The 21,769-nt window shown below is 41.5% G+C and carries 16 protein-coding genes; 14 read left to right on the forward strand and 2 right to left on the reverse strand.

Features of this window, described 5'->3' with window-relative positions; all coding sequences use genetic code 11:
• Positions 1 to 311: 311 nt before the first annotated feature.
• On the reverse strand, positions 312 to 773 hold the full coding sequence (locus AC6CHV_RS24220) for a hypothetical protein (RefSeq protein WP_341333187.1): 462 nt from the start codon (positions 771 to 773) through the stop codon (positions 312 to 314).
• A gap of 829 nt (positions 774 to 1,602) precedes the next feature.
• Between AC6CHV_RS24220 and AC6CHV_RS24225 the strand changes: the two genes are divergently transcribed.
• On the forward strand, positions 1,603 to 2,139 hold the full coding sequence (locus AC6CHV_RS24225) for a glycerol-3-phosphate responsive antiterminator (protein ID WP_498079820.1): 537 nt from the start codon (positions 1,603 to 1,605) through the stop codon (positions 2,137 to 2,139).
• Positions 2,140 to 2,488: 349 nt separating this feature from the next.
• Here AC6CHV_RS24225 and AC6CHV_RS24230 read toward each other — a convergent pair whose 3' ends face one another.
• Entirely contained in the window at positions 2,489 to 4,849 is a 2,361-nt protein-coding gene (locus AC6CHV_RS24230) for an EAL domain-containing protein (RefSeq protein ID WP_498079821.1), read from the reverse strand.
• Positions 4,850 to 5,108: 259 nt separating this feature from the next.
• Between AC6CHV_RS24230 and AC6CHV_RS24235 the strand changes: the two genes are divergently transcribed.
• The 13 genes from AC6CHV_RS24235 to AC6CHV_RS24295 all read left to right on the forward strand — a co-directional run bounded on the left by AC6CHV_RS24235 (position 5,109) and on the right by AC6CHV_RS24295 (position 21,756).
• Positions 5,109 to 5,339: a DUF1659 domain-containing protein gene (locus AC6CHV_RS24235; RefSeq protein WP_121449197.1), complete on the forward strand. Its 231-nt coding sequence runs from the start codon at positions 5,109 to 5,111 to the stop codon at positions 5,337 to 5,339.
• 36 nt (positions 5,340 to 5,375) lie between these two features.
• Positions 5,376 to 5,591: a DUF2922 domain-containing protein gene (locus AC6CHV_RS24240; protein ID WP_341333184.1), complete on the forward strand. Its 216-nt coding sequence runs from the start codon at positions 5,376 to 5,378 to the stop codon at positions 5,589 to 5,591.
• Positions 5,592 to 5,652: 61 nt separating this feature from the next.
• A complete protein-coding gene (locus AC6CHV_RS24245) occupies positions 5,653 to 5,823 on the forward strand; it encodes a YvrJ family protein (protein WP_121449195.1) in 171 nt (56 codons plus the stop codon).
• 314 nt (positions 5,824 to 6,137) lie between these two features.
• On the forward strand, positions 6,138 to 11,525 hold the full coding sequence (locus AC6CHV_RS24250) for a LysM peptidoglycan-binding domain-containing protein (protein ID WP_498079822.1): 5,388 nt from the start codon (positions 6,138 to 6,140) through the stop codon (positions 11,523 to 11,525).
• A gap of 570 nt (positions 11,526 to 12,095) precedes the next feature.
• Entirely contained in the window at positions 12,096 to 13,190 is a 1,095-nt protein-coding gene (locus AC6CHV_RS24255) for an SEC-C metal-binding domain-containing protein (RefSeq protein ID WP_498079823.1), read from the forward strand.
• A gap of 300 nt (positions 13,191 to 13,490) precedes the next feature.
• Positions 13,491 to 14,495 (forward strand): 3-dehydro-L-gulonate 2-dehydrogenase, encoded by a 1,005-nt coding sequence (yiaK, locus tag AC6CHV_RS24260; RefSeq protein WP_498079824.1) that lies wholly within the window; start codon positions 13,491 to 13,493, stop codon positions 14,493 to 14,495.
• A 111-nt stretch (positions 14,496 to 14,606) separates the two neighbouring features.
• Entirely contained in the window at positions 14,607 to 15,581 is a 975-nt protein-coding gene (locus AC6CHV_RS24265) for an NAD(P)-dependent oxidoreductase (protein ID WP_498079825.1), read from the forward strand.
• A 205-nt stretch (positions 15,582 to 15,786) separates the two neighbouring features.
• Positions 15,787 to 16,824, forward strand: coding sequence for a DctP family TRAP transporter solute-binding subunit (locus AC6CHV_RS24270; RefSeq protein ID WP_498079826.1), 1,038 nt, complete (start codon positions 15,787 to 15,789; stop codon positions 16,822 to 16,824).
• 184 nt (positions 16,825 to 17,008) lie between these two features.
• Positions 17,009 to 17,500 (forward strand): TRAP transporter small permease subunit, encoded by a 492-nt coding sequence (locus AC6CHV_RS24275; protein WP_498079827.1) that lies wholly within the window; start codon positions 17,009 to 17,011, stop codon positions 17,498 to 17,500.
• Positions 17,501 to 17,526: 26 nt separating this feature from the next.
• Positions 17,527 to 18,831: a TRAP transporter large permease subunit gene (locus AC6CHV_RS24280; protein WP_498079828.1), complete on the forward strand. Its 1,305-nt coding sequence runs from the start codon at positions 17,527 to 17,529 to the stop codon at positions 18,829 to 18,831.
• Positions 18,832 to 18,903: 72 nt separating this feature from the next.
• A complete protein-coding gene (locus AC6CHV_RS24285; protein WP_498079829.1) occupies positions 18,904 to 19,908 on the forward strand; it encodes an alcohol dehydrogenase catalytic domain-containing protein in 1,005 nt (334 codons plus the stop codon).
• A gap of 10 nt (positions 19,909 to 19,918) precedes the next feature.
• Entirely contained in the window at positions 19,919 to 20,674 is a 756-nt protein-coding gene (locus tag AC6CHV_RS24290) for a glucose 1-dehydrogenase (RefSeq protein ID WP_498079830.1), read from the forward strand.
• 89 nt (positions 20,675 to 20,763) lie between these two features.
• Positions 20,764 to 21,756: a Gfo/Idh/MocA family oxidoreductase gene (locus AC6CHV_RS24295; protein ID WP_498079831.1), complete on the forward strand. Its 993-nt coding sequence runs from the start codon at positions 20,764 to 20,766 to the stop codon at positions 21,754 to 21,756.
• Positions 21,757 to 21,769 lie beyond the last annotated feature (13 nt).

Consider the following 21,769-nt stretch of genomic DNA (forward strand, 5'->3'; position numbering starts at 1 on the left):
ATATAAGTAGAGTTATGTCCGATAAAATTCGGGCAATGTCCGATATCTGGGAAACTCTGTCCGATATATTCACAATTTTGTCCGATACCCCAAAATCCACTATGGTTCGGAGTTGCCAGTGGGTCGCGGGGACAGGTCCCTTGCCCCTGACAAAAAATGTTCCCTCGGGATGAGGCATTTTCAAGCAAAAAAGAGACTCATAGAGTCCCTATAAGCGCGGCGAAATCTCCTGATAGAGTCCTTCATCCTTCGCACACTGTCCGCCATATGCGAAAACGACGAGAATCGGCCCCGTGGTTCAGTCACCACCCCTAATGATACGACCACAAAATCGTCCAGTTGCCGTTTTCGTTTACAACGAAGACGTCTTGGTGGATGGTGAAGGTGCCGTATGCGCTTTTGTATGTTTGGGTGATGGGCACTTTATAGACGTCTTGAAAAGTTTTAGTGTTTTTGGCCATTTGCCAGCTTTTGAGATGTTCAACTTCCTCTACCGTATATTTGAAGGTATCGGTCCCGAAGTGACCCACGAAGACATGATTGCGCTGCTGGATGTAGTCGGCTTTTTCAAACCGCTCCTGCATCAGGGGATGGAACAATTCCCATGAGCTGCCAAAATCCGCATCTTGCTCAAATTTATAAAAGGAGTGGACAATCTCCTTTGCATCCTCCTCCGGTGATGAACGAAACATTGAAAAAAATAGAATCACAATCAGAATGGCCCCAACTGAAACTAGGATCAGTTGAATCGGCACGCCGCGTCGTCGTCTCATATATAAACAAAAGCCTCCTTAAGCTTGTTTACTAATATGGATATGCCCTCGGAAAGTTGTCCTAGTACAAGAACAGAATAACTTTATGGGTCAGGGGGACAGGTCCCTCGTCCCGCGCATGTGGGACAAGGGACCTGTCCCTGTGTCCCTCAGACAATAAAAAAAGCTAGAGCTTAAACTCTAGCGCTGGTTTTACTGAATCGGGTTAGAAATGGACGGCGTGGACCGTTTTTGACTCGTATGAAATAAATCCGATCTTGGAGTCGTTTGTAAAAGCGAACTCCGATGATACTTAAGGGTGTCCAGATTTCTTTAAACGTATAATAAGACACTTTTAGAACTCCTCCCCTAATCTTAATAGTGATCTCTATTTACTGTCTTAATTTTAGAATTATCTGAAACTTATAGTTATAGGATAGCATGTCCACTTTGCATAAAATGTGGAAACTTGTAGAAAAAAATTAAAATTTTTATGCATTTTTAGACAAATATCATCAAAAAAGGCCTGTTTTAGGAAAGTTACCCTAAAAATACCCCAATAATCGCTATAAAATTACATCGATTTTCCCAATATACATTTTTCTAATACATTGTTAGTATATAATTATAGTAAAATACTACATTGGATAATTTCATGTTAAACTAGTTATTCATTCTTGTTAGTTAATGTAGGGAATGGAGTTTTCTACATTTGACTATAAATTTTTTACCTGTAGACTTTTTTCTCTTTTGCCCTGCTCCAGTGTGAGTAGGGTCTTTTTTTGCTGTTTTTCAATAGGTGAAGGGAGTGTATACTACTTATAAAAGACGGAAGAAAGAGGTGAGACAGTTGGATCAACAGATATTGCCCGCGTCTACAACGATGAAGGAATTCGAGTCCTTTTTAAAAAGCAAATATGAAATTGGGATTTTCACGGAAACTCACATCGCTCAGCTGAAAAATATTAATCGAATGGCAAGGGAACATGGGAAGAAGATGATCTATCATGTGGATATGGTACAGGGGATAAAAAGTGATGAGTATGCAACCGAATTTATTTGCCAGGAGTTTCGACCGTATGGGCTGATTTCGACAAAATCAAGTGTCATCCTAAAGGCGAAGCAAAAGGGAGTTTTTGCGATTCAGCGGATGTTTTTAATTGATACGCATGCTCTTGAAAAAAGCTATAAGTTGATTGGAAAAAATAAACCCGACTACATTGAGGTGCTGCCAGGAGCCATGCCTTGGATGATTAAAGAGGTCAAAGAAACATTGAACATTCCAGTGCTAGCAGGTGGTCTCATTCGGACGAAAGACGATGTCCAAAGAGCACTTGAGGCAGGAGCGACAGCGATAACGACGTCTAAAAGGGAGCTTTGGGTCTAACGCGAAAGCTCCTTTTTGAATTATTTTGGCATAATTTGTTGGTAAGTTTTTATGAAAACGTTATCATTTTTCCGTTATAATGTTCATAAGAGAAATGAAGGGGGCGAAGTGATGGAAGAGAATACGAATCAATTAGCTGTTGGTATGGTGTGGGGAACAACATTGAGCATTCCCTTGTGGATCGCGTTTTTTGGTTGGATAAAGCTTCTATCACAGCTCTTCTTATAATCGGATTTTGGGGGTGGTCTCTTACAAAGAGGACCACCATTTTTTATATTTGGTGGGACTTAAGAAACACACCCTTATTGTAAAAAAATGGTGGGACAAGGGACCTGTCCCTGTGACCCACTTATTTTTTTAGCCATTTTTTTTCGAATTCTGCTTTTGGGAGTGGCTTGCCGTAATAGTAGCCTTGGCCATAGCTGCAGCCTTCTTGGATGAGGAAGTCGAGTTGTTCCTTTGTTTCAATGCCCTCGGCGACGACCTTGACGTTCAGATTATTAGACATTTGGATGATCATTGTGATGATGCTTTTAGCGTCTTTATTAAATGCTTTGATGAAAGATTGGTCAATTTTCACAAAATCAATTGGCAATTGGTGAAGTACATTAAGGGAGCTATAGCCTGTGCCGAAATCGTCAAGACTGATGCTGATTCCTAGTTTCTTCAATTGCAGGACATGATCAATTGATTTTTCCAAATTGAGTAAGGCGCTTTCTGTGATTTCGATGTCTAAGCAACTGAGACAGGCAGTTCCTCCTGAGTTCACATCCTGGATAAAACGAAAGAGATTCTGCTTTTCAAAATGCTTTGCTGAGATGTTTACCGAAACTTTTCCGATCGTAAAACCTGCTTTTGCCCATGAATGAATCGATTCTAACACTTGAGTAATCGCCCACTCACCGACATCTACAATTAGGCCTGTTTCCTCCAACACATGGATAAAGACATCTGGACTAACCAAACCTTTATCAGGGTGATTCCAGCGTAATAAAGCCTCTGCGCCACGAAAAGTGCCTGTTTGGATTTCAAATTGTGGTTGATAATACAGCTCAAATTGATTTTTCTCAAGGGCTTCTTTTAAGTTCTGCTCAAGAAGAAAGCGTTCCTCGACCTTTTTTAAGAGAGTTTCGTGATAAAACACAATGTCACTTCCGTCAATTTCCTTTGATGCATACATCGCAAGGTCTGCCTTCTGAAGTAATTCTTCTACGTTTCTAGCATCAAATGGGAAACGTGCAATCCCAATACTAGCAAAAACCTCTAAAGTAAACTCTTGAAAGGTGATCGGCAGGCGAATTTTATCTGCAATTTGAATGACCATTTTTTTTAGCGTTTCTTTATTCACAACTGAAAAAGCAACGGCAAATTCATCTCCACCGATATGATAGGCAGCACCGTGATCCTTTGTTTCCCTAAGTCGGTTGGCGACCTCAACTAAAACAGCATCTCCAGCTAAATGTCCGTAGCGGTCATTTGTCTTTTTAAATTCATTTAAATCAAGGTATACAAGGCTATAAGGGATTTGTTCCGCCATGTTTTTGGCCATATCCTCACTAAGCTTTCGTTTGTTCGGCAGATTTGTGAGGGGGGCATGATAAGCCATGAATTGAACCTTTTCCAGATTTCTTTTTTCTTCTGAGATGTCTTTAATCATCCCGTAGATTCCATGAATCTTATGATCGACAGAAATTGGAATATTTCTGACAGTTAAATCTATGATTTCACCAGAAGAATTGTACATTTGAACTTCATACTCAACCACTTCACCTGTCAACGTTTTCTCAAATTGCCGTTTCGCAAATGCTTGGTCATGTTCAGGTATGAATTGTAGATAATGCATTCCGATCATTTCTTCTTTTTTCATCTCTGCAAGGTTTTCTGCAGTTAGATTTAAATCAATAATGGTTCCCTTAAGGTCCATCATGATAATTGCAAGCGAATTTAACTCATAGAGGGAGCGATAATAGCGCTCCTGACTTGCTAATTTTCTTTGTTCAGCAAGTAGTCTTTGATGATACCTATTGCCGATTAATGCAATGAACATAAACAAAAATACACTTAATAAAAGGAATGGCACAATAACATTGCTCGTATAGACTTGATCATCGTATGTTATCACATGCTGAAGTCCTTTTATCGAGAGCAGATGAATGCTTATCATGGAAATTCCAAATAACACACCGATTAATCCTATTTTCACCGAATGGTTTTTAAGTAGTTTCTGCTTAACTAGGTAGCTGGCAACCGTGTTAAGAATGAGGCTAGTAAGCACGCTAAATAAAAACCATTTATTATAAAAAGACAGAGTGAAGGCACTGTTTGATACGATGATGATAAAATAGGCAGCACTGTTTCCGATTGTAAATAAGGTTGCCGGTACAAGATACGGAGTATTCCGATTTAATAGTAATTTTAATCCTAAAAAGCTCGTTATGAACATCACCATAAAAGATACACAGAATGCCGCAATCCGAAAATTCACAGTAGAAAATTCGAAAAGACCAGAAATTCCGACGACATAAGCTGTCTTGGTTCCAAGGCTAAAGGTTAGGGTAGCGAGTAGAAGCCAAATGATCTCGTTTCGTTTAGTAGACTTCGGGACTAGGTTTAACGCGATATCAAAGCAAATGATGCTCGCAGAAAGCGCAATGAAAATGGAAAATAGAGAGTATGCAATATTGAGTTCAGACATAAAAATAGATATCATACGTACACCTCAGCGACATGCAAATGTACGATTAGTATGAGCCAATAGGGGGAATTTAATGGGACCTCCAATAATTTTTTCTTTTTTAGGTATAAGATGGGTGAAAAGGGGTCATGCTGTATAATGTATTCCCCCCCTTTGTTATATATTTTTGTTGGCCTCCCTAGTGGAGGTATTTTTTTTGCCTAAATTTCTTTTAAATGATGCCCCTTTTTGCCCCTTCCCCCTCTATAACAATAGTGTAAAGGAGGTGAGGGACATGGCAGCAAAACAAGAGATTCTAGATACACAGTTACGTCTTGTGTTTGAAAACGGTGTGGACAGTAAGGGTAAGCTTATCTATAAAAACAAAAACTATAACAACATTAACCCTTCTGTATCTGCGGATGATTTACATGCAGTTGCAACAGCAATCATCGGTCTTCAAACATTAGAACTATCTGACATTGAGCGTAACGATAGCTTTATGTTAGTAGGCACTGCAGAGTAATCTTTATGTTGAATTTTAAGAAAGGGGGAGTAACGAATGGCAAAAACACTAGAAATGCAGTTTACGAATTTGGGTGGGAAAACAGCAACCGTTTCGATTGAAAATCCAGTGGAACCAGTAGATGTACAAGCTGTCAATGCAGCAATGGATTTAATCGTAGCGACGGATGCGTTCCTAACATCTGGTGGACCAATTGTAGCAAAAAAAGGCGCACGTATTGTAGAGCGCAATGTTGAAGAAGTTCAATTGTAATGAAATTGGAGCCAGCTCTCTTTTGAGAGTTGGCTTTACTTTTAGAAAGGAGGAAAATGGGGTGGATCAGCTACTGCCTTTTATCCAGGAGGTTGGCTTTCCAGTCGTCGTGACATTCTATCTGCTGCATCGAATCGAAACAAAGCTTGATAGTGTCATAGACTCGATTCAAATGCTGCCACAAAGCATGAAGGCCGAACCACCATTTGATACGAAGAAAAATATATCGTAGAGAGCAGACACCTGACTTGGATGAGTCGGGTGTTTTTTATAGGGGTAAACTGGTCGAAAGTCTAAAAAAAGGAATGAATAAGAGGGAAGTTGAGAAACTAAGACGAGAAGTATCAACGTTATTCAGTGGATTCGAATCTGTCTGAATAACGGGCCTCCGGCGGATGCCGCGATTTTTTAGAGGAAACCTTTCGAGTAAAGACCAAAGACTAAGAGCGCAACATCCTGTTGCAACGTCTTTGTGACCCACATCGTGTGGGCCTAAAAAATCGGGCGCAAATAAGCCAGGGCGCATTTGATTAGGAGGTGTTTCGTTTGGAGATTCGAGGGTATAAGCTAGAAAAAAATAATAATGAATATATACTAGTTGTCTATGTGGAGTCTCATATGACAGAGTTTGCCTCTGAGTTTGGCAACCATATTCATGAGGAAAGAAAGGAACTGAACACACAAATTCGTCATCTTGCAAAAGAAAAATTCCCGCACCTGCCGGTTAGGATGGCAAAGGTGATAGCGGGATCGATGCTAATCACCACTTTTTACTTAGGAGCAACCGCGCCAAATGTGGGGGCGCAAACTACTAGTGGGCAAACACAGTCCGTCTATGATATGTACACAGTAAAAGCGGGTGATACGCTTTACTCGATTGCAACTCGTTACAATGTATCGGTCGATTCAATCAAAAAAATCAATGGCCTTACATCAAATATGCTATTTGTCGGTCAACAACTAAGGCTACCGTTCTTTACATATACTGTAAGCTCAGGCGATACATTGTATAGTATCGCCAAGCGATATAACACGACAGTAGACCAAATTCGTAGTACAAACCAATTAAAATCTGACATGCTGATGATTGGCCAAAAACTGAGAATTCCGCAACTCCAGGCGGCAAGTACGACTACACCACCGCCAGCTGAAGAGACAGTAGCAACACCACCGCCGACAGAAGGGACAATTGCAACACCACCCGTCGGAGAAACTATACCTACACCGGCACCAACGACGGAAACATCAACCTACACGGTTAAAGCGGGCGATACGTTGTATGGGATTTCTGTAAAAGTTGGTACGACCGTTGATCAGTTGAAGTCACTTAATCATTTGACGACAAATGTGCTTAGCATTGGGCAGGTATTGAAGGTTCCAGGGACGACGAGCCAAGTACAGCCTGAGGAAACGGCACCTACACCGACTGAACCAGAACCTGCACCGACAAATCCAGCTCCGGCTACATCGTATACGGTTGTGGCAGGCGATACTTTATATAGTATTTCGCAACGATTTGGCGTATCGGTAGGCGATATACAAGCAGCAAACAATTTATCTTCAACAAATTTATCGATCGGCCAGGTGTTGGCGATACCGGGGGAGGTGAATGCTCCAGAAGCACCGTTGCCTCCACCAGAGGAGCCAACCGTTGTACCAGAAGAGCCTGAGTCACCGCCTGCAGACACTACTGCACCAATCGTGCCTACACTTGCGTCAATTCCATTGGTTTCAACAACGAATCAATCAAATCTTAAGGTGACGGGTACGACCGAGGCAAACGCGTTAGTAACGCTTCGAATAACTAACGAAGTTAACGAGCCAAAGACGATTCAGGTTAAAGCAGATGGAAATGGTGCGTTTCAGACAGGAATTGATCTTTCCGGTTTCCAGGATGGCTCACTAACAATCACAGCAACAGCGACGGATGAAGCAGGAAACAAGAGCACGGAAGCAATCCAAACCATTAAAAAAGACACAAAAATAGATGCGCCAACCATGGTTAATACGCAAATCATCAATAGTCAATCTACGTCTGCTTATCCTGTAAGAGGTACGGCTGAGCCTGCGTCGCGAGTGCAAATTGTCTTTTTTGATGGAGTGAATACACCAATTACCACTGAGGTACTGGCGAATGAAAAAGGAGAATTTAGTGCGTTAGTTAACCTTGGTCAATTGCGTGATGGCCCAATTGCAATCACCACAAAGGCCGTGGATTCATTTGGTAACGAAAGTGGTATAACAAAACTAACAGTGAAAAAAGATACCACTATTGATGCACCCGTTTTTCAGGAACTTGCGAGCATCACGAATGAAAATGCGAACGGATATACATTTGCAGGAACAGCGGAGCCAAACTCAACCATTACGATTCGCGCCACAGATGGTGTGAACACAGCCGTAGAAACGATGACTTCAACAGGTGCGAATGGTGAGTTTCGGACAAATTTAGATTTATCAGGTCTAAAGGATGGAGCGATCATGGTTACTGCAACCGCCACTGATGAAGCTCAAAATAGTTCGCAACAGCAGCAGGTAACCGTAACAAAAGACACTTTCGTAGGTGAGCCTGTACTTGATACAGGGCAAACGGTTACGACACAAAATGCGAATAGCTATACGTTGGTTGGGATGGCCGACTCAGGTTCCACTGTACAAATTGTTCTATCTGATGGGGTAAACCCTGAGATAACAGTAAAAGCTGTAGCGAACGACAGTGGTGAGTTTCGGACCAATGTTGACCTGCGCAACTTGAATGATGGGGAAATTTTTATCACGGCAAGTGCAATCGATGAGCACGGAAATCGTAGCAAAATTGAGCAAACGACCTTAATCAAGGAAACGACTCTTGCGCCGCCAGTGATTAGCAATACCGAGATAATTAATAGTAAAAATGCATCAAGTTATCACATTTTTGGTATGGCACAGCCAGGTACAACCGTTGATATCACAGTGTCTGATGGGGTGAATCCTGATATTATCACATCTACAACAGCAAACGAAAACGGTGAGTACAATATCGCAGTTGATGTGAGCACCTTGCTAGACACAAGCCTCACGATTACGGCGTTCCAAACGAGCGCTGCCGGTATTACAAGTAATGCCAGCAATACTACGGTTGATAAAGATACCGAGGCGCCAACTGCACCCATTTTTCACAACGATCATTTCATCACCACAGAAAACCAGGCGAACTACGAGCTGCTCGGAAAAGCAGAGGCAAACACGGACATCCAAATTCGCATTTTTAACGGCAATGGACAGGAAAAAATGGTCACTGCAACTACAGATGAAAACGGGGAATACCGTGTGCCAGTTGACCTAACGGAGTTTTTAGATGGGGATTTGTCGTTTGAATTAACCCAGGTTGACCAAGCAGGAAATGTGAGTCCTGCAGTGACGAAGACTTTGATCAAGGATACCGTGGGACCAGACGAGATTAAGATGGAAACACCTCTGCCGATCTTTTCAGATAATGTTTTGGTGTATCCAATTCGAGGTGTTGTGGAGCCACATGCCACAGTCGTTGTTGAAATTTCCGATGGTGTCAATGCGATTACCAAAAAGATTGAAACGGATGGCGAAGGCAGATTTGAGGAAATCTTTGACCTAAGTACGCTCAGGGATGGCAAACTCAAGGCTACTTTCCGTGCGACAGATAACGCAGGGAATGTTGGTGAAGCGCAAACATTTACGCTAGAAAAAGATACAGCAGCACCGGCCGGTGTAGTGACGAATAAGCCTGTCTATGTCAACAGCGGGAACATGTCCAATTTTACAATTACGGGCTCAAGCGTTGAAGAAGGCGCAACTGTTGAGATGGTAGTGAGCGATGGGACGACAACGGTGAGGCAGACTGCTCAGGTTGTAAACGGGGCTTTCCGGGCCAGTTTTAACCTTTCGGGGCTGAAGGACGGGCCATTAACCTTTGAAGCACGACAAACTGACCGTGCTGGAAATAGAAGCATCGTTGAAGCGACAACAATTGTGAAGGATACGGTGGTTGAAAATGCAATCGCAACGAAAAATGGCTTCCGTTATGAAAACCTGCAGTACATTTATACCGTCATTGGAACCGCTGAGGCAAATGCAAAGGTGGAGGTTTCCCTCTTTGATGCCAATAAGAAGGTGCTGGTAACGCGAATTGCGAATGCAGACAAAAATGGATTTTATTCCTTAGATATATTTGTCGACAATGTCTCTAAGGTTGCTTCGGCATCTGTTATCCAAACCGATGTCGCTGGAAATAAGAGTGAGGTGACGAATGTTTCGTTAAGTTCATACACAGTTACGCAGGGCGATTCCTTGTATGCCGTGGCAAAGCGCTATAATACAACCGTTGATGCATTGATGTCGCTAAACAATTTGACGAGTAGTACGATACAGCCGAATCAGACATTGCGCCTGCCGATTACGGCGAGTGAAGTTGTCAATCTTGGGTACATGTATTTTGGTAATACGAAGCAGTATGTGAGTACGGTAAATTCCACAGGACATGCGGTAAACATTGTGTCGCCAAGTTATTTTGATATTAACGCGGATGGAACGCTGAAACTTACTTACCAGGTAGATCCGAATTTTGTCGAGACAATGCACCGCCAAGGAATTCGTGTTGTTCCGTTTTTAAGTAATCACTGGAATCGTGATGTCGGTCGTGCCATGCTTGCAAACAAGGAGCTTGCGGCTCAGCAAATTGCCGATGCGATCGCGCGCTACAACTTGGATGGTGTCAATGTAGATATTGAAAATGTGACGGATGCTGACCGTGCAAATTATACGGAATTTGTAAGATTGTTGCGTGAAAAAATCCCACCGACAAAGGAAGTTTCAGTTGCGGTGGCAGCGAATCCAAATGGCTGGACAGCAGGCTGGCATGGGTCATATGACTACACAAGTCTTGCGAAGTATGCCGATTATCTCATGATTATGGCGTACGATGAGAGCTATCAGGGAGGAGACCCTGGGTCAGTCGCAAGTTATTCGTGGGTTGAAAAGTCAATCCAGTATGCGCTCGCGCAAAATGTAGCGCCAGATAAAATTGTCCTTGGCATTGCGCATTTTGGACGCTATTGGATTGAGGGTCAAAGCTATGGCGGTTACGGAATTTCGAACACGCAGGTCCAGATGATGATTGATCGCTATAATGGTAACGTTGTATTTGACGAAGTGAGTAAAACGCCAAAAGCGATTATCACGATTAAAAAAGGCGATCCCGTGACCGTAATAAACGGCACGACACTTTCTCCGGGCACTTATACGATATGGTTTGAAAATGAAGAGTCCATAAGTAAGAAGCTTGAGCTCGTCGGCAAATATAATATTCGTGGTGTCGGCAACTGGAGTCTAGGCCAGGAAAATAAAAATGTCTGGAACAGTTACACGACGACATTGCCAAACACCGTTCCTGTCGTGTCACCAGTGTATACGGGGCCAACTCAAAACTATAAAACGTACACCGTATCGGCAGGCGATACACTCTGGGGAATTGCCAATCGAAACGATACAACCGTAAGCGAATTGCGGGAAGCCAATGGCCTAACGACAGATTTACTGTTTGTTGGCCAAGTCTTACGGATTCCAACGGACGAGGCAAATGTGGTAACTCCACCTCCTGCGCCTGAACCTAGCACAACTGCACCTGTGTATATGGTGAATTATACAGTTGTAGCGGGCGATACGCTGTCAGGAATTGCTGTTAAAAATGGCACAACCGTGACCGCCATTAAAAATGCCAACAACTTAACATCGGACATGATCTACATTGGGCAAGTATTAAAAGTCCCAACAAACGTTGTGGTTCACACTGTGGCATCCGGCGAAACCTTGTATGGTATCGCCAAGCGATATAACACGACCGTTGCAAACATTAAAACAACCAATAACTTAACAAGCGACATACTCAGTATCGGACAAACGTTGAAGATCCAGGTTTAGATTGAAGACCCGAATGCCTTTTGTGGCATTCGGTTTTTTGGTAGTGGGAGCGAATTTGGGCTAGTGGCAGTAAAATTTGATTAGTGGCAGTATTTTTGGGCTAGTGGCAGTATTTTGAGATTAGTGGCAGTAAATCTGGAATAGCGGCAGTATTCCGGCTAGTGACAGTAAATTTAAAACAGTGACAGTATTTCTGGGATAGTGATAGTATTTTGAGATTAGTGACAGTAAATCCCCGGTGCATTTACCTCGCAAAATTTGAGGCGAAGCGCTATCGTCCATAAATTCTGTTTATCAGCCATAATTTTCGATTATCGGCCGAAAAAATCATTTATTGGCCATAAAATTTAATTATTAGCCATAAATCTTTGTTCCAGTTATTAGATTGTCTTTATTTTAATAAAAACAATCATCTACCATTGCCGATAGCAAGTATAATAATGCTGATTTTCACAGGTAAGATAAGAAATATTAACAATAGAATGAATTTATCGCCAATTGGCCACAACACCCACTGATATATCCAGAAGATGTGATATGATAGTGTCATAGGATAACAGAGAAGGGTGAATGAAATTCATGAAGGTAGCGGGACGGAATGACCAGTGCACGTGCGGAAGTGGAAAAAAGTATAAAAGATGCTGCGGACGGACTACGGTTGTTTCCATTGATCAAGTCGTTGAAAATGAACTGAACGATGTCCAACATGATATGTTCCAGTACGCCATCCATTTGTATGAAGAGTTTTTTGATGACGTTCTGGATCAGTATAGTGATATTTTTAATGAGCTTCCAGATGATGTCTATGATTTATTTTCATTCTTTTCGCGCGTTTGGATCATTAGTTCGATTCCGACTGATGGAAAAACGATTTTGGAAGAGTATGTTGATATTTACGGTCCAAAATATAGCCGCCCACGAACACGCGACCTTTTACAGAGATGGAAGGCTGCAAGACCGTCTGCATATACCGTGACAGAGCTTGATGAGCAAAGAACGTATATGAAGGTTCAGGATATTTTTACGGGTGAGCAGCATCAAGTGCGAATTTATGAGATGGAAACAGATGTGGAGGCAGGCTATTTTGTGTTCGGAACGTTGTTGCCTGCAGGTGCGAATTCAATCTTTTTCCCGACATTTCTTGAATTGCCAACGGAATATGCGGGCGATATGCGAAACATGATTCTTGAACTCTTTGAAAAAAGCAGTGAGACCAGTCCAGTTGAGTTTATGTCCAATGAATTTATCGATGTATTCATGGTTTTTATGTTCGGAAAGGCGAAAGTAACGGCGGATGATTACCACTGGCAGACCTCCAAACAGCGAGAGGTCGCCGAAATGTTTCAGATTCGGATGAAAGAGTACGATTATGACGAGGAAATCGTAGGAATTGGACTTTCACTATGGCATAAATACTGCGAACGCAAAAACCCAAGGATTATCAAAACAGGCATTTATGAGGCAGCTTTGGTCTATATGCTTGAAATGATCTATCCGTATGAAGGTCTTTCTACGCATGAGGAACTTGCGGAAGAATTTGATGTGTCGCCAAGCAGCATCTCGACGAAATTTAGAGAACTCGAAAAAGTCCTTCAGGAAGAACTCGAGAAATACGATGAGATAATCAATGGCCCAAATCTAGATGATGAATTTTTATTCGAGTAAGAAAATCGTGACAATCCATTTGATGGGTTGTTTTTTTGTGGGTAAAAATCTTTGTTTCTAACAAAACTTTTAATAAAATAATTTCTGCAATTTTCTAAAAAAGGGGATTGCTATTTTTACTGTCCCTATGTTAGCATACTTGTATACAAGTACTCATGTATTTTAAGATTTACCAAGTAGGCCAAACTATATTTTTTTAACCGCAATGTAAGGGCTTACTTAAATAAAAAACCATTTTCTTGCAATAAAAGGGTCCACAAAAGGATCCTAAGTGCAGAAAACAAAGAGGGGGATATATTTATGTATATTGCTTTTGAGGATATGAAGCATGAAATTAAACAAGCATTTTTACGAAATGGTCTTAGCGAAGAGCAAGCAGAGCTTTGTTCACAGGTGCATACGGAAAACAGTAGAGATGGAATTGAATCTCATGGCTTGAACCGTGTTCCTCGTTTTCTGAATTACGTTAAAAAGGGTTGGATCAATCTTGATGCTGAGCTTGAACTAGTGAACAGTTTTGGTGTTGTTGAACAATATGATGGACATCGTGGTATTGGTATTATCAATGCGAAAAAAGCGTCACAGCGCGCGATTGAATTAGCGAAAGAAAATGGTGTTGGAATTGTGGCTTTACGTAATACAACACACTGGATGCGCGGTGGTACATATATTCTGGATATGATTAATGAAGGATTAATGGGAATTAGCTGGACGAATACAGAGTCTTGTATGCCAGCATGGGGTTCTGCAAATCAAAATATCGGGAACAACCCAATCTGTATGGGGATTCCGAGAGAAGAAGGTCCATTCCTGCTAGATATGGCTGCAAGCCAATTTTCTTGGGGTAAAATCCAAGTAACACGTCTAGCTGAAAAACAGCTACCATTTGCTGGTGGATTTGATTCTGAAGGTAACGTGACAACAGACCCAGGTAAGATTGAGGATTCTGGAAGAATTATGCCTATGGGTTACTGGAAAGGTTCCAGCTTTGCGATTTTACTAGATTTATTTGGATCTGTTCTTGCAAACGGTAACACAACAGCTATGATGGATGAAATTAATCAAGGAAGCTGTACAGGATGTTCACAAATCTTCATGGCGTTTGATCCAAAGCGCTTTATGACAGAGGAGCAAATGGAGTCAATTATCCAAGGCACTGTAGACCAACTTAGAAATAGCACTCCAATACAAGAAGGTACGACAGTACGATATCCTGGTGAAGGTCAAGCATCAGCTCGTGAAAGAAGTAAGACAGAAGGCATTCATGCCGACGATTCTGTTTGGGAAAAGGTTAAGAGTCTGTAAGACTTTTACCTTTTTCAGCAGAAGCATGAACATAACGTTATTGAAAATTCACATAATTGACAGCGTTTACGGTCTATTTATGGTGAAATTTGCGGAGGTGTAGTAGACAACATGACTGAAAGAAAAGTAATTATTACAGATTGTGATCATGATAATTTCGATGCAGAGCAAACTGTATTTTCAAAAGCGGGTTATTCATTTGAATTGCTTCAGTGTAAGACGGAGGATGATGTGATTAACCAATGTCAGGGTGCGGTAGCATTTATTAACCAGTATGCACCGATTACGGAAAAAGTTTTTGCTAGTTTACCAGATTTGAAGTTTGTTGTACGCTACGGAGTTGGTGTTGATAATGTTGACTTGAAAGCGGCAACAAAATATGGCGTTCAGGTTTGTAATGTGCCTGACTATGGCACGAATGAAGTGGCGGACCATGCATTAGCTTTAATGTTGGCGTTAACGCGAAAAATTCCATTCATGAATCAGCTTGTTAAAGCTGGTACATGGGATTATTCAAAAAGTATTCCGGTCTACCGCCACAGTGTACAAACGGTAGGAATCATCGGCCTTGGTCGAATTGGTACAGCCTTTGCTCATAAGGTACATGCTCTTGGCTGTAAGGTGATTGTTACGGACATTAATCAAAAAGAAACATATCCAGACTTTGTCGAGTTTGTTTCACTTGAAGAATTACTTACACAATCAGATGTGGTGTCGATCCACTGTGGACTTGACACGTCTAGAAACTTAATTAGTGAAAAAGAGCTTCAACTTATGAAGCCTTCTGCTTATATTGTCAATGTTTCCCGTGGCGGCATCATTGATGAGGATGCTCTAGATCGCGCGCTTGAAGAAAATTGGATTGCTGGAGCGGCCATTGATGTGGCAAAGTCTGAGCCAATGAGTGCAGACGCCAACTTAATGAGACACGAAAACTTCCTGATTACGCCACATATGGCTTGGTATTCAGAGGAAGCAGCAGTTGAGTTGAAACGCAAGGTTGCAGAGGAAACAGTCCGATTTTTAAATGGGGAGCAGGTTCATTACCCTGTTAACTTTATTCAGGATAAAACTCATATTTCTTAACTATGGATTTATGCAATTAATGTATAGAATGCAGCAGTGGCTAACCTGGGCTGAATAAAGTTAACGCCTCCGGCGGATGCCACGATTTTTCAAAGGAAAGTTTTCGATCAAGATCCAAAAAAATCGGGCGCAAATACGCCAAGGCGCATTTGATACAACTAACCGTAGGTAGTAAGTAAATTTAAATATATAGGAGTGAAGGAAAATGAAAAAGGGGTTTAAATTATTTTCAATTCTTGCAGTAGCAATCCTAATGATGTCATTCTTGGCAGCGTGTGGAGGAGGCGGCTCAGACTCAGCTTCCGGTGGAGATTCAGAAGGCAAAAAAGATACAAAAGTATTAAAACTAGGTTTTAACCAACCAGAAAACCACCCGCAATATCAAGCGATGGAAGAATTCAGTGAAAAGTTTTACGAGGAAACAGATGGCGCTTATAAAATTGAAATTTATCCAAACGAATTACTAGGCGCACAGCGTGAAGTTCTTGAGTTAGTTCAATCTGGTACAGTGGCAATGTCAATCACACCAGGAAGCTTATTAGAAAACCTAAATCCTGATTTCGTAGTGTTTAACTTACCATATGTATTTGATTCTGTTGAACACCAACAAGCTGTACTGAACAATCCTGATGTAACAGGAGAACTATTCTCTTCTTTAGAAGGAAATGGTTTAACCGTTCTAGGTGGATTCCACGGTGGAGTACGTAACGTATACAACAGTGAGAAGCCAGTTAATACACCTGAAGATTTAGCAGGTATGAAAATACGTGTTATGGAATCTGATACAAATATTCAAATGATGGAACTTATGGGTGGCGTTGGTACACCAATGGGTCAAGGTGAAGTGTATACAGCTATTCAATCAGGTGTTCTTGAAGGTGGAGAAAACAACGAGTTAATTTTTAACAACCTAAAGCACGTTGAAATTGCACCATATTATTCTTACACAAAACACTTAATGGTACCTGACTACTTAATGATTAATGCAGATGTGTTAAAAGGTATGTCTGAAGAGCATCAAAAGTTACTAAAAGAAGGTCTTACTTCAGCATTCGACCGTGAATTCGAATTATTCGCTGAGTTCGTTGCAGAAGCAAAAGCAGCAGCAGAAGAGCAAGGTGCTAAGTTTAACGATGTTGATATTACAATCTTCCAAGATGCAGTTGCACCATTATTAGAAGAAAAATTAGTAAATGATTTCCAAAAAGATCTATATGAAAAGGTACGCGAATTGGCTCAATAAAGTGAAACATCATCCAGTGGGGAGCTATCCCTGCTGGATGTTAGATAAGCCCACATGATGTGTGTTCGTAGTCTTTGTTCTTCTTAATCGGGCAGCTAATCCCCCTATTCTTTATCTTCACATTGAATACTTCAAATATAAGGGGTACTGCCAGTTAATGCGGAATAAATAATGGAGTGATTATATGAAACTCATAAAAAGCATTTTAGACAAAATATTAAGCGTAATCTGCATTATTTTGTTCGCGGCCATGGTAGTACTTGTAACTTGGCAAGTTATCACCCGGTTCATTTTTAACGACCCGAGTGCTTTTTCAGAAGAGCTTGCGAAATACTGCTTTGTATGGCTCGGACTGTTTGGCGCAGCATTTTTGTTTGGGGAAAATGGACATATGGCAATGGACTTTGTTAAGGATAAGTTTCCAAAACCACTTAGACTAGGTGTTGAATTATTCATTCAGCTTGTCATCATCGCATTTGCTGCGATTGTTCTTGTCAAAGGTGGAGGCAATGCCGCTGAACTAGCATGGAATCAGATTAACCCAAGTCTTAAGCTTCCAATGGGTTATTTATATGTAGGGATCCCAATAAGTGGTGCCTTTATTATTTTCTATGCTATTAATTGTATTTACTTAATTTTAGCGAAAAAGCAAACTTTAGAAGAGCAGCAGCAATAACTTCTTTTGTAGGAAGGAGATAAACTATGGATCCGGTCGTCATTCAAGCCGCACTGATTATGTTGATAGGGCTAATTATCCTACTGGTTCTCGGTGCGCCTATTAGTATCGCTGTTGGGGTTCCATCAGTATTGGCAATGTTTTTAATAGTTGATTTTGATAATGGAATGCTCACATCAGCCCAACGTCTTTTTACAGGAATTAATTCCTTCCCATTACTTGCAATCCCCTTTTTCGTCTTAGCCGGGGTAATCATGAATAATGGAGGAATTGCTACAAGATTAGTAAACTGTGCAAAAGTATTGAGTGGTCGTATGCCAGGGTCTCTTGCACAGACAAACGTATTAGCTAATGCTATGTTTGGTTCGATTAGTGGATCTGCCGTAGCAGCCGTAGCAGCTGTTGGTACTTCTTTAACACCAGAAATGGAAAAAGACGGATATAAGCGTGAGTTCTCTGCAGCGGTTAACGTTGCATCGGCACCATCCGGAATGCTTATTCCTCCTAGTAACACATTGATCGTATTCTCCCTCGTGAGTGGTGGAACATCGATTGCAGCGTTGTTCATGGGTGGATATATTCCTGGAATTCTCTGGGCACTAGCCTGTATGGTTGTTGCATTTGTTGTTGCAAAAAAACATGGATACCGAAGCTCTGAGCGAGTTTCTTTAAAAGTAGCACTTAAGACTATTCTTGATGCCATCCCAAGCTTATTACTGATTGTTATTGTAATCGGAGGGATAATCGGAGGAATTTTTACTGCTACTGAAGGGGCAGCGATTGCGGTTGTGTATTCTCTGTTATTATCATTCATTTATCGTGCAATTAAAATCAAAGATCTACCAAGAATTATTTTAGAATCAACAAGAACGACTGCTATGGTTACTTTGTTGATTGGAGTTTCGTCCATTATGTCATGGGTTATGGCTTTTACGAACATTCCAGGCCTAATTGCCGATACTCTATTATCTTTAACGGATAGCCCTATTATTATTCTATTAATCATGAATATTGTGTTATTAATTGTTGGAACATTTATGGACCCAACTCCTGCGGTTCTTATTTTTACACCAATCTTTCTACCGATTGTAATGGACTTTGGAATGGATCCTGTTCATTTCGGAATCATGATCGTTATGAACCTATGTATTGGAACCATTACACCACCAGTTGGAAACGTTTTATTCGTAGGGGCTAAGGTTGCCAATCTGAAAATTGAAAATGTGATTAAGCCATTACTACCATTCTTTGGAGTATTGATTATAGCCTTATTGCTAGTCACATATATTCCACAACTTTCACTCTGGCTTCCAAGTTTGTTCGGCTTGTAAATCTATGAAACTTTAATCTGTATGAGTAAATAAAGATTCATCTAAGTTATGACTGAAAAAGGAGTGCTAGAATTGAAGGCTATTGTGTATGAAGGACCTCAAACAGTAAATGTCCAAGAAAAAGAAATGCCTGCAGTAAAGGAAGGCTGGGCTTTAATTAAAGCCTCACACGCTGGCATTTGCGGTACAGATTTAATTATATATGGCGGCACGCATCCGCGTGCTGCTGCTCCCCTTATTCCGGGACATGAATTTTCCGGCACGATTGTAAGTGGTCATCCAACCCTACAGCCAGGAACCCCAGTAACAGTGAATCCATTACTAAGCTGTGGTACATGTCCACCATGTCAATCTGGTCAAGCCCACGTATGTGAAACATTACAATTAGTTGGAATCGACTGCGACGGAGGCATGGGCGAATATGTGCAAGCTCCGATTGATAAGATTATCCCACTACCTGAAGGTGTTTCCCTAAAGCTGGGTGCGCTGATGGAGCCAATTGCAGTAGGTGTCCATGCTGTAAGACAGGCTGGATTTGTACCAGGAGATGAAGCCCTCGTTTACGGAGCTGGAACAATTGGTTTATGCGTAGCTCTCTCATTAAAGAACCTAGGTGCACGTAGAGTTGTGATTGTTGAAACAAATCCTGACCGTATTAGAAAAGCGGAGGAACTTGGTTTCACAGCGATCCATTCGCTCACCCAAGATGTGAAAGAAGTTGTATCAGCTGAAACTAACGGCAGTGGTTTTGACTTTGTTTTTGATTGTGCAGGGCATCCTGCAGTAGCAAGTCAAGTGACTGAGGTTGTAAAAGTAAGAGGCACAGTTGTCATTGTTGCTTCCTATAAAAAGCCTGCTGCGCTTCAATTGCAGCAAGGAATGTTCAAAGAGCTTTCGATTCGATTTGTTCGTGTTTATACACATAAAGATTTTGAAATCGCAGCTGAATTAGTAGCGAAAGATCCAAACTTTGAAAAAATCATTACACATGTCCTCCCTCCTGTAGAAGCACAAAAGGGGTTTGAGCTGTTAACAACTCCATCTGATGCTGTCAAGGTCATGTACCATTTCGAGTGAGGTGAGGAAAATGAATAAATTATTTGATTTAACCGGAAAAGTAGCTGTTGTTACAGGTGGTACGCGTGGCCTAGGTAAAGACATTGCCGTTGGGTTAGCAAGTGCTGGGGCAGATGTTGTCGTCGTGGCGCGTAAGATAAAAGAAGAAGCACTTGAAGAAATCCGTAGCCAAGGTGTGAAGGCAATTGGAATTTCATACGACCTAGGTGATGTGGACGGACTTGACGGCTTAGTTGAGCAAATCATCGGAGAAATGGGCAAAATTGATATTCTAGTTAATAATGCCGGAGTTCAACGTCGACATCCTTCTGTGGAGTTTCCAAAAGAAGATTGGGATCTCGTTATGGACGTCAATGCAAATGCTGTCTTCTTCCTCTGTCAAAAGGTGGGCAAGCATATGATTGAACAAGGGAAGGGTAAGATTATTAACTTAGCTTCGATGCTATCATATTTTGGTGGCTTTACGGTACCTGCTTATGCAGCGAGTAAAGGCGCGGTCATGCAATTTTCAAAAGCATTGGCAAATGAATGGGCAAAGCATCGTGTGAATGTGAACTGTATTGCTCCAGGCTATATGGCAACGGAAATGAATTCAGCGTTAATTGCGGACGAGACACGCAATAAGGAAATCTTAGCCCGGATTCCAGCAGGACGTTGGGGGACTGGTGAAGACTTACAAGGTGCTGCTATTTTCTTAGCCTCAGATGCATCCGACTATCTGCACGGATTTACAATAGCAGTCGACGGAGGCTATCTGGGTAGATAATGGGACGCGGGGACAGGTCCCTCGTCCCAGGAAAAAATTGGTGGGACAAGGGACCTGTCCCTCTGACCCAATAAGGAGGTTAATCTAATATGGCTTTGGAAAGTGTTCGTTGGGGAATTATTGGTTGCGGGGATGTCACTGAAGTGAAAAGTGGGCCTGCGTTTCAAAAGGTTGAGAACTCTGAATTAGTTGCGGTTATGCGTAGAACGGGTGAGCTTGCGAAGGATTATGCAGAGCGTCATAATGTTCCAAAATGGTATGATGATGCGGATGCACTCATCAACGACCCTGAGGTCGATGCCGTCTATATCGCGACACCACCTGCATCACATAAGGAATATGCGATTAAGGTTGCACAAGCAGGAAAACCTGTTTACGTAGAAAAACCAATGGCGTTAAATAGTGCAGAATGTGAGGAAATGATCGTAGTCTGCAAGGAAGCAGGAGTACCATTATATGTTTCCTTTTATCGTCGGGCAATGCCAAGATTCTTGAAAATCAAGGAACTGATTGAATCGAATGCAATTGGTGAGGTTCGATTTGTGAAGACGACTCAATACCAGAAGGTAGCTGAAGATGTTTTAGATAAGGATAATCTACCATGGCGTGTTCAACCGGAACTTGCAGGTGGAGGATTATTTTTTGATTTAGCGAGCCATACCATTGATTTATTGGACTTTTTACTAGGACCGATCACAGATGTAAAGGGCTTTGCGTCCAATCAAGCTGGACATTACCCAGCTGAAGATATTGTAACGGGGACTTATTTGTTTGAATCAGGCGTCCATGGAACAGGTAGCTGGTGCTTTTCCGCCTTTGAAAATGTAGATATGAATGAAATTATTGGTAGTAAAGGAAAGATTTCTTTTTCCACTTTTAGCAATGATCCGATTTTACTTACAACTTCAGAAGGCACACAGGAATGGAGCTTTGAACAGCCAAAGCACGTTCATCAGCCGTTGATTGAAACCCTCGTTGCGGAACTAACAGGTGTAGATGCAAATTGCTCATGCACGGGTGAAACAGCATTAAGGACAAGTAAAGTCATGGAAGAATTGGTGAAGAGTCATTATAAAGATTAATGGCGATTTCGTA

It is taken from the genome of Ferdinandcohnia sp. GQ5, assembly GCF_059759275.1.